Source organism: Candidatus Hydrogenedentota bacterium, from assembly GCA_016791475.1.
Taxonomy (GTDB): Bacteria; Hydrogenedentota; Hydrogenedentia; order Hydrogenedentales; family JAEUWI01; genus JAEUWI01.
Genome location: JAEUWI010000392.1, coordinates 1 through 557, shown reverse-complemented (window position 1 = coordinate 557; position 557 = coordinate 1). Strand labels below are relative to the sequence as shown.

General features: G+C 68.4%; 2 protein-coding genes. One reads left to right on the top strand and one right to left on the bottom strand.

The window, feature by feature from the left end; all coding sequences use genetic code 11:
• Nucleotides 1-287, top strand: a 287-nt coding sequence (locus tag JNK74_29860) for a dimethylargininase (protein ID MBL7650376.1), incomplete at its 5' end; no start/stop codon positions are given.
• Nucleotides 288-376: 89 nt separating this feature from the next.
• On the opposite strand, the gene JNK74_29855 is transcribed toward JNK74_29860, so the two are convergent.
• Nucleotides 377-557: hypothetical protein (locus JNK74_29855; GenBank protein ID MBL7650375.1), on the bottom strand; the 181-nt coding region annotated here is incomplete at its 5' end.

Below are 557 nucleotides of genomic sequence, written 5' to 3'. Positions count from 1 at the left end.
TGCACCTCAAGACGGCGGTGACGCGCGTGGCGGAGGACCTGCTCCTCGTGAATCCGGCGTGGATCGACGGGTCGACCTTCGTGGGGTCCCGGCAGCTCACCGTTGACGACCAGGAGTCATTCGCGGCGAACGCGGTGTTCGTCAACGGCCGCGTCATCCATTCGACGCAGTTCCCACGCACCCAGGCGCGCCTGCGTGCCGCGGGGCTCGACGTGATTGGTGTGGACGCCAGCGAACTCGCCAAGGCCGAAGGCGGCGTGACCTGCTGCTCGTTGTTGGTTTCGTAGCCCGCAGGTCGGCGGGCGGTGCTCGATCGCCCGCCGCCCGCGCCATTCCGCCAGCCGCCTGCCGCCTGCCGCCTGCCGCCTGCCCTCAGTTACTTCATCAGCGGCTTGAGCAACTCGACCGTCATGGGGCCTGTGTGGGACGCCGTTTCGTCACGCGCCTTCTTCACGTCCGCCGCCGTCACCGCGCTCGCGCTGTTGCCAAACGACGAGCGCACGTAGGTCAGGAGCTGCGCGACTTCCTCGTCGGACATCTGCACGCCCACGCCATAC